Below are 8,971 nucleotides of genomic sequence, written 5' to 3'. Positions count from 1 at the left end.
GTTTGCCCTGAGAGGCATACCCCAAGACCTCTTGGCACAGTATCTCGTCCCGGAGCAGGGCCAGGTGAGGGTGAGCGAGCAACTCAAAGACATGGTGCGCTTTGACCAGTTTGACATGGCACTTTTGCCGACGGCGGTCCCGGAGAACAGGGTGGACATCGTCTTCTCTTGCTGCGAGCTCGCTCATCTCGACCGCCAACTCCGGGCGAAAATGGTCGAAGCCCTTTATCGAGCACTGCGCGACGGCGGCTACCTGGTACTGGGCAACCTTGAGTCACTGCACGGGCTGCGTAATGGCTTCCGCCTTGTACACTTCCCCGGAGGATTTGCTTATCGCAAGCTCATGAACAGCGGATGAGCACGAGGGTGTGGAATGAGAGAGGAGAGTAGAGAGGAGACCCTGCGCAAGTACCTGGCCAAGATCGAATATGTCCCCACTATCCCCACGATAGTCAATCAGGTCCTCACGGAGTTAGAGAATCCGGAGGCAAACCTGCAAGAAGTGGTCGAGATCTTGATGGCCGACCAGGTACTGACCTTGCGCATGATCAGGCTGGTCAATTCGGCCTTTTGGGGACTGAGACACCAGGTGCAATCCCTCAAGGAGGCCATTCTCTACATGGGATTGCGGGAGGTGCGCAATGTTGTGTTGAGCACCTGGTTGGTGAACGCGTTTGTCTCCAAGGTAGCGCGCTTTCGCATCGAGACGTTTTGGGAGCATTCGTTCGGATGCGGTCTGGTGAGCCAGCAACTGGCCAAGGCCATGGGGTTCGGCCAGGTAGACCGCGCCTACTTGGGCGGATTGCTCCACGACATTGGCGAAGTGGTCTTGTGCCAGAACTTCCCCGAAGAGTTCGCGCAGGTGGTGTCCCTTGTTGAGAAAGAAGGTTTCGCGTACCACGAAGCAGAGGACGAAGTTCTGGGCATCAACCACACCGACTTTGGTCAATGGCTTGTCCAATACTGGCAATTGGAGGAAGGGTTGGCAGAGGTGGCTACCGCCCACCACGAGCTATCACGAGCAAGGCGCGAACCAGACCTGGTGGCTATCGTCCATCTGGCAGACCTCCTGTGCAGATTGAAAGGGTTGGGGTACGGCTCTTATGAGCGCCTCCAGGTGTGTCTGACGGATGACCCTGCCTGGCGTCTGCTCGTTGCCAAACGTGAACGCCTGGCCAATCTCGATGTGGAGCGGTTCTCATTCGAACTCGATGAACAGGTGGAAGAAGTGAGAGTTGCCGTTGCCAGCATCTACAACAACCAACCGCACAGACCGCCGTTGAAGGTGGAATCGACCCGGTACTAGGGGGTGCCTTCCACAGACTCCCTCACTGTGCTTGACCAGCGGTGTCGCAAAGTTGCACAGTTGGCAGGCCAGACAGTCAGGAAAGTCCCTCAAGCCCTTTCTATCTGAACTTTCCGCTTGACTTTTCGGGTTTTGACGCTATATTTGTCACCGGTAGGTTCAACTAATGGACCCACCTTGAGGAGGCGGTTCCATACCTGGGGTATGAGGAGGAGCGATTGCCGGTCGCGTACTTGTCGTGCCGACCGGGAGCAGGGGTGAGCGAAACGACATAGTGTGGTGTGCATGTGCAGTTAGCGCGGTCCTCCGGCGTTGGCGAAGAGTGTGGCTGTGTGGAGGTGGAGCGGGCGACCTTCGATAACGACCGCAAGGGAACGCGTTTTTTGTTGCTCCAGCGCTAACGGTGCACGTGGTTCGCAGACCGTTGTCCGGTGCGACGCGGGGTGAGCAGGCGAGAATGCGCCGCTGCATCCGCGAGGGCAACGGATGCACATGGGTGGAGGTGGAGCTCATGGAGCACATGGACATGCAACAACCCCCTCTGTTGGCGCGCGCCGAGGCCGCGCAGGATGCAAGCGCTCCCGCTTGGGTGCGTCCCCATCGTTCCTTTGCCAGTGATGGACAGGGATTCCTCTTCGCCGAAAGGGAGCCGGTAGCCGACACCGACCCGCAGTTGTCCCAAACCCTGGCGAATGAGCTGCCAGACGCCGAGTTTGACCTCCCTCTTTCTCTTCTCGAGACCATCTACCGACAATGGGCCGACATTACCGCTGAGGCCTTGTTGGCCGTCAATGAGACAGGCAAGGTTCTGCTGGTCAATCCCGCGTGTGCGCAGTTGTTTGGCGTACCGATTGAAAGCCTGCGAGGCGCACACATAGCGGCGCTTCTGGGCTGCTCCTGCCCTCTGGTGGAGGCACTTCATTCGGCGGAGGCAACGCCACCTGGCAGGCACTGGGTCGAATGGGAGTGGTCGTCGACCGACGGCAGAGTGCTCCCGATGCGTATCAGCTGGTCTCTGGTGCCGGCCGGACCTGGCCAAGGTTCCATCTACCTGGTCAGCATGCAGGATTTGTCGACCTTACGGGCCCTGGAGGAGCGATGGCGTCAGGCGCAGAGATTTGAGGCAATGGGGAGTTTGGCCACTGGCATTGCGCATGATTTGAAGAACTTCCTGGCGGGCATGCTTGGCTGTGCACGCTTCATGCTGGCAGAAATGGACGAGAACGATGTGCACTATGCCGAACTCAAATCTATGGCGGAGACAGCCAACACCGCCATCGATCTTGTCAATCGCCTGCTGGCCCTTACCCGCACCGCCCCAAGCCAGATGCTGGTCTGCTCCCTCAACCAACTGGTGGAACGGACGGCCCTTGTTCTTCAGCGCACCGTGGCCGGGAACATCCGCGTGCGCCTGAACCTTTGCGAAGAGCTTCCATCGATTCTGTGCAACCCGACCCAGATCGAGCAGGTGCTCATGAATCTGGGCATCAACGGGGCAGAGGCCATGCCGCAGGGCGGCGAGCTCGTCTTCCGCACTGGCCTGGTAGAGTTGCAGCAAGAAGGGTGGCAGGAAGCGCGGCCAGGGAGATACGCCTACTTCAGCGTGCAGGATAGCGGCGTAGGAATCCCGGCGTATCTGCAGCGGAAGATTTTTGAGCCCCTTTTCACCACCAAACAACCCGGTAAGGGGAGCGGCATGGGACTGGCGGTGGCTGAGGGGATTGTGAGGGAACACCGCGGCATGATCACCGTGGACAGCAGGGTGGGCGTTGGCAGCCGGTTCACAGTGTATCTGCCGGTGGTTTTAGAGGACCAACCGGAACCCGCGGGAGTTGAAGCAATCAGGGCCTGAAGGGCACTGCTATGCAGGAAGACACAGGAGGTCTCGCCAAAGACCCTTCCCTTACCAGGCGCGCGGCCAGTCGCGCAATCGCAGCTTATCGTCGCAACGGTGCGCCTCCGCCGGTGGTGATCGTCGATTTGCGCAAGGTGCCTCCTGAGCAAATAGGAGCAGAAGAAGCCATCGAAGCAGCCAGGCCAGCTGCCGTCGTCAGTCTTTCGCAAGACCGTTGAAGCCAGGCTCGAGGTCCGGAGAAGGGAGCGAGATAGATCCAACAGGGGTTAGGGTGCCCCGCCATCATTTCTGATGACCTCTCCAGCCGTGAATTCCCCCGCCCTGCTTGTTGTGCGCGCCTTCTCATTCCGGAGGAATTTTCCCTTTGGCTTTTTCTGCGCATTTGGCTATCTTATGTGGCCATCGCGGCCGCAGCGCGATTGCCCCGCATCCTGATCCGGTCAGACCAACGGAAAGTGGCGTCGGGCATCCGGCTTGTGTCACTTCCTCAGGCCGAAGCGCGGTGCCAGCGGATTGCACCCGATGCAAGGCCACGGGTTCTGGTCGTCTGACTCAGAAGTTAAGACTCGGCCGAGGAATTTGTTTTCCAGGTGTGAATGAACTTGCCCTGGTTTGCACATCGCTAATTTCAAACAGGAGTGGTGGTGTGAAGTACGGGACCTTCTCAAAGGATCGGAAGGAATTCATCATCACCCGGCCTGACACTCCCAGACCTTGGGTGAACTACATCTCCAATGGTCGCTACACCGGCCTGGTATCGCACACGGGAGGTGGCTTTAGCTTCTGCCCTTCGCCCAGGGATGACCGCATCACACGCTGGCGCTACAATGGCCTGCCCATGGACCGCCCGGGGCGATATCTCTACCTGCGTGATCGCAGGTCGGGTCTCTACTGGTCGCCCACCTGGCAACCGACGGCAACCGCCCTTGAGGAGTTCCGCTGCCACCACGGTGTGTACTACACGCGCATCGTGTCCGGATTTCGAGGCATTGAGACGGAGGTCCTCTATTTTGTGCCCCTCGACGACGACTTGGAGATCTGGCGCGTCACGATCCGCAACACGCTGCAGTCGCCAAGGGAATTGGACCTGTTTGCTTATGTGGAGCTCTGCCTGGGGCACGCGCTGGTTGACCTTATCAACCAGCCTAATGACCAGCACTTCAATGAGGTGCATTTCGATCGCAAGGAACAGATTCTGTTCGCTACGAAACGGTATTGGGTGCGCTACGCAGGCCCAACCGTCCGACAGGCCAACGAGGAGTGGGACAAGGTGGTTTTCTTCGCCTCGTCGTTGCCTGTGATAGGCTGGGATGGGAGCAAAGACCTGTTCATCGGGCGTTGGCGCTCCGAGGCAAATCCCGAGGCGGTGGAAGTTGGTCGATGCACGAACTCCGAAATCACCTCTGGGGACGCGGTCGCCGCGCTGCAGGCCCCGTTGGAGCTCCAAGGCGGTGAGGAGCGGCAGTTCGTGGTGCTGCTGGGTGTGGTCCCAAAGCAGGAGTACCCGCACGCCGCAGCGACGCTCGTGAGGAAGTACCGGGACCTCGGCCTGGTGCAGAGCGAGTACCAACGCCTGCTCGATGAATGGGGCGAGTACCTCAGCGCCGTGCAGGTAGCCACTCCGGATGACGATCTCAACACCATGGTAAACGTCTGGAATCAGTACCAGACCTCGGTGACCTTTCGCTTTTCCCGCGATGCTTCCTACTATCACGGAGGCCTGCTTTTTGGACGAGGCTTCAGAGACTCCTGCCAGGACACATTGGGACCGATGATTGCGAGGCCAGACTGGGTGCGAGAGCGTCTCAGCCAAATGTGTCGTGCGCAATTTACCGACGGCAGCGCCTTCCACCTGATCTTTCCCGGCAGCGGCACCGGTGAAAGGACAGGCCACGCCGACACCCCCCTCTGGCTGCCCTTCGCCGTGACGCAATACTTGAAGGAGACTGCTGATTGGCCCTTCTTGGACGCTGACGTGCCATTTGCGGACCGAGGGTCCGGTTCAGTGTTGCAGCACGCTCTCTTGGCGGTGGACTATGTCCTGGCAAATCTTTCGCCCCGCGGGTTGGCCAAGTTTGGCCCTGGTGACTGGAACGATACGCTCGACTACCTCGGCCGGGGCGGCAAAGGCGAGAGCGTGTGGGTCAGCATGTTCCTGGCCTTCGTTCTCAAGGAGCTTGTGGAGATGCTGTGTTTCACTGGCAGGAGACAAGAGGCTTCCCGCTATGAGAGGGCTTATGAGCAGCTCCGGGAGGCAATTAACGAGCACTGCTGGGACGGGGAGTGGTACCTTCGCGGCACCAACGACTGGGGGGAGGTGATAGGGTCGGCCAGCAACCGAGAAGGTCGCATTTTCCTGAATGTGCAGTCCTGGGCAGTGATCAGCGGCGTTGCGCCAGACGAGCGGGCTTTGCAGTGCATGGAGGCCGTTCGCGTGCATCTGGACACGCCCAGGGGGCCAAAGATTTTGCATCCGCCCTACCGGACCATCGACCCGCGGATCGGGCTTGCCACCCGCTGTGTGGCGGGAAAAAAGGAGAACGGCAGCGTCTTCAACCACGCCGTGAGCTGGGCGATACTTGCAGAATGTCTCCTCGGGAGGGCGGAGCGCGCCTTTGACCTGTACAAGCGGGCATTGCCCATGAACCCGGTGGTGGACATTGATCGCTATGAGGTGGAGCCATACGTCTACGCCGAGTATGTCACCAGCCCTGATCATCCCACTTACGGCCAGGCAAGCCATTCCTGGCTCACCGGATCTTCGGCCTGGATGTTCCGGGACGTGCTCGACTACATCCTCGGCGTGAGACCGACATATCCGGGCTTGCTCATCGACCCATGTGTCCCTGCGGCATGGAGTTCGTTTCGAGTGCAGCGGAGGTTCCGGGGGTACTTGTTTGACATCGAGGTGAGCAACCCGGAGCATGTAAACAGAGGGGTGGCGGAGGTGGTCGTGGCAGGGGAACGCCTGGCCGGAAACCTGATTGACCTGGGCGATGAACGTGTGGCAGAGGTCATAGCAGGCAAGGAGCGAGTGCCGGTGCGCGTGAAGCTGGGCCATCCGCTGGGAAAGCAGCAGCGGATGGGATGACCGCAGGATGATGACGCGAGAGAGATTTCTTGCTGCTATCCGGGGAGGACTCATCGTCTCGTGCCAGGCCGACCCGGGCGATCCCCTGGATGAGCCAGCCATCATGGCGGCCATGGCCAAGGCTGCAGCGGCAGGAGGAGCGGTTGCCATTCGTGCTGAGGGTGCGGCCAATATCCGGGCGATCAAAGCCGCGGTGGCATTGCCGGTGATAGGCCTGAGGAAGAGACGCTACCCAGATTCGCCTGTCTACATCACCCCCACGCTTGAGGATGCGCTGGAGGTAGTCGCAGCGGGTGCTGATGTGGTTGCGCTGGACGCCACTGCACGCGCCAGGCCTGGCGGCCACCCGCTGTCGTCTCTCGTGGAGGAACTGAAACGGCGAGAGGTCCTGGTGATGGCGGACGTGTCCTCGCTCGAGGAAGGCCTTGGCGCGGCGAGGCTGGGTTGCGACCTGGTGAGCACGACGCTCTCAGGGTACACCGGGGCTGCGCGGCCGCAGGAGCTGCCCGACTTGGGGCTCGTGGCAGCGCTGCGTGCCCGGCTGCCAGGCGATGTGCCGGTCATCGCAGAGGGGAGAATATGGACGCCGGAGCAAGCGGTGGAGGCGCTCAACTCTGGGGCGTTTGCCGTAGTGGTGGGCACGGCCATCACCCGGCCAGCAGCTTTGACGCGACGCATTGCCGAGGCGCTCTCACGGCACCAGGCGCGCTTGCAGGCCACCGCGGTGGGCGTTGACCTCGGTGGGACGCGGACACTGGTGGGTCTTGCCGACCTCTCAGGGACACTGCGCCACGAGCAGACCTTTTCAACTCCCTGGCGATCGGGTATGGCGGCAGTGGTCGGGCAGGTGACCCAGGGGGTGCAGCAGGTGATCCAGACCGCAGGTGTCTCCCCCTGTGCGGTGGGACTTGCCGCAACCGGTCGCGTGGACGTGGAGAAGGGAATGGTAGTTGGTGGGGTGCCGCTGGCGCACGACTACCTCGGCTATCCGGTGCGCGAGGAGCTGAGCCGCGCTCTGGGGCTGCCGGTGCACTTGGAAAACGATGTCAATGCCGCTGCTTATGCTGAATACCAACTGGTTCCGGCGCCACGACCGGCTCGCTTTGCCATGGTGACCATAGGCACGGGCGTGGGCGGGGGGATACTTGTTGATGGCCACCTGGTCCGCGGCGTCAACGCCGGCGAGGTCGGCCACCTCTGCGTGCGGCAAGGTGGTCGAAAGTGCGGGTGCGGGGCGCGCGGTTGCCTTGAGGCCTATGTGTCCAGGCGCCTGCTCGCGCGGCAGGCCCTGTTGCTGGCACGCAGGGGCCTGGTGCCACTCGCGACCGACAGAGAGCCGACTGCCGACGAATTGACCGCGCTGCTCCAGGCCGGGGAGCCGCACTTTGCCTCTCTGTTCAGCAGGCAGCTGGACTATCTGGCCTGCGGCCTGGCCAGTCTCACCAACATTGTCGACCCGGAAATCATTGTAATCGGCGGCGAGCTCTCGGCTCTGAGCGAACACCTGCTGGAGGGGCTGCGCATCCGTCTGGGGCCTCACCCGCCGCTTCGCTGTGCGCGCCTCGGCAATCGGGCAGGCGCTGTCGGAGCAGCTCAGCTCGCTTTGCTGCATTTTGCGTAAGGTCCGGTCAGCACTGCGAGAAAGGAAGAGCTGCCGGGGTTGTTACTCGCCTGCAAGGCACTCAGCGTGCCCACGTGGACTCCCGGTCGGATCGAGAGGCCTCTGCCACCCGGGGAAGGGCCGCCTTTTTGCCCACGGCGGAGTCCGGATTCGTGTCTGTCTGTGCGGGCAGAACTGAGGCAATCGCTGCGGGCTATCTGGCCAGGAGGAGCTTGGTCACCGTCCGGTACTTTGCCGTACAGACGCGGCAGAAGTAGAGGCCACTTGGCAGGTGGCCGAGGGGCAGCCGAAGCGAGTGTTGGCCCGGTGGTAGGTGTCCGGGAAGAGCTTCGAAGACTTGCCTCCCAAGCAGATCGTATACAGTGACCGCAATTTCTCCTGTGTGAGGCAGATCTAACAAGAGGGTTGCCGCATCGTGAGCTGGATTGGGGTAAATGCTAAGGCAGAGGGAACGTGGTATGTGGCGGTCATCCGGACGGGGAATGCGAGTGAACACCGCCTCCGGGGAACGCTTGCGGTCCACCATGATCATTGTCGCATCGGCAACGATGAAGTCACCGGGCAGGACGCCGTGGTTATCGAGTTTGAGCACGGTCTGCCTGCCCGCGTTCAAATAGGCCGAACGCAGCCGGTGCCACCCTGCGTTCAGGTAACCCCGCTGGGAAACGACATGGATTGAGGTATCGCTCGCCGAGTACACCGAAAAACGCGCTCGATCGGTGGTCAGTGTGCCCGTGACGATGAAGGCCAGCACATGGTACCAGGCGCTGGCCGGTATGTCGAATTCGTATTCCACGGCTGCATAAGAAGTGTCCCTGTGGAAGAGTGCCTTGCCGCGATAGCCGGGCGCGGTGGTCTGCTCCCAGGTTCCGGTTCGCTTGGTAGTGGCGTCGTCTTCATGTACGATCAGCGCCGGCGGGCGCCACACGCTTTCGCCGCGATGGGGCGGTTGGGCGGGTTCGGAATAGACTGTTGCCCGGAGAGTGTCCGCCAGCAGGTCGCCCCTCTGCCGTAACCCTTCGTAAAAGAAGAGCGCCTCCCCCATCACGCCCCGCGCACGGTTGGCTCGAACTGCATCCAAAAGATACCCAGGGGTAA

At 61.1% G+C, this 8,971-nt stretch carries 6 protein-coding genes; 5 read left to right on the top strand and 1 reads right to left on the bottom strand.

Annotated elements, in window-relative coordinates:
- The 5 genes from H5U38_08875 to H5U38_08855 all read left to right on the top strand — a co-directional run.
- Positions 1-358: methyltransferase domain-containing protein (locus H5U38_08875; protein MBC7187132.1), on the top strand; the 358-nt coding region annotated here is incomplete at its 5' end.
- A gap of 15 nt (positions 359-373) precedes the next feature.
- On the top strand, positions 374-1,306 hold the full coding sequence (locus tag H5U38_08870) for an HDOD domain-containing protein (GenBank protein ID MBC7187131.1): 933 nt from the start codon (positions 374-376) through the stop codon (positions 1,304-1,306).
- A 457-nt stretch (positions 1,307-1,763) separates the two neighbouring features.
- Positions 1,764-3,158, top strand: coding sequence for a PAS domain S-box protein (locus H5U38_08865; protein ID MBC7187130.1), 1,395 nt, complete (start codon positions 1,764-1,766; stop codon positions 3,156-3,158).
- A 628-nt stretch (positions 3,159-3,786) separates the two neighbouring features.
- Positions 3,787-6,252, top strand: coding sequence for a glycosyl transferase family 36 (locus H5U38_08860; protein MBC7187129.1), 2,466 nt, complete (start codon positions 3,787-3,789; stop codon positions 6,250-6,252).
- 7 nt (positions 6,253-6,259) lie between these two features.
- Positions 6,260-7,873: a putative N-acetylmannosamine-6-phosphate 2-epimerase gene (locus H5U38_08855; GenBank protein ID MBC7187128.1), complete on the top strand. Its 1,614-nt coding sequence runs from the start codon at positions 6,260-6,262 to the stop codon at positions 7,871-7,873.
- 193 nt (positions 7,874-8,066) lie between these two features.
- On the opposite strand, the gene H5U38_08850 is transcribed toward H5U38_08855, so the two are convergent.
- A partial coding sequence (locus H5U38_08850; GenBank protein MBC7187127.1) for a T9SS type A sorting domain-containing protein occupies positions 8,067-8,971 on the bottom strand: 905 nt, incomplete at its 5' end.

Source organism: Calditrichota bacterium (assembly GCA_014359355.1).
In the GTDB taxonomy this organism is placed as follows: Bacteria; Zhuqueibacterota; Zhuqueibacteria; order JANLFK01; family Oleimicrobiaceae; genus Oleimicrobium.
Note: the sequence above shows the minus strand (reverse complement) of the source record. Positions and strands in the feature narration are given on the sequence as shown.

What these genes read in the sequence shown, in the direction of transcription:
- H5U38_08870 (MBC7187131.1), top strand. Translation starts at nt 374, where the DNA reads ATGAGAGAGGAGAGTAGAGAGGAGACCCTGCGCAAGTACCTGGCCAAG.
- H5U38_08865 (MBC7187130.1), top strand. Translation starts at nt 1,764, where the DNA reads ATGCGCCGCTGCATCCGCGAGGGCAACGGATGCACATGGGTGGAGGTG.
- H5U38_08855 (MBC7187128.1), top strand. Translation starts at nt 6,260, where the DNA reads ATGATGACGCGAGAGAGATTTCTTGCTGCTATCCGGGGAGGACTCATC.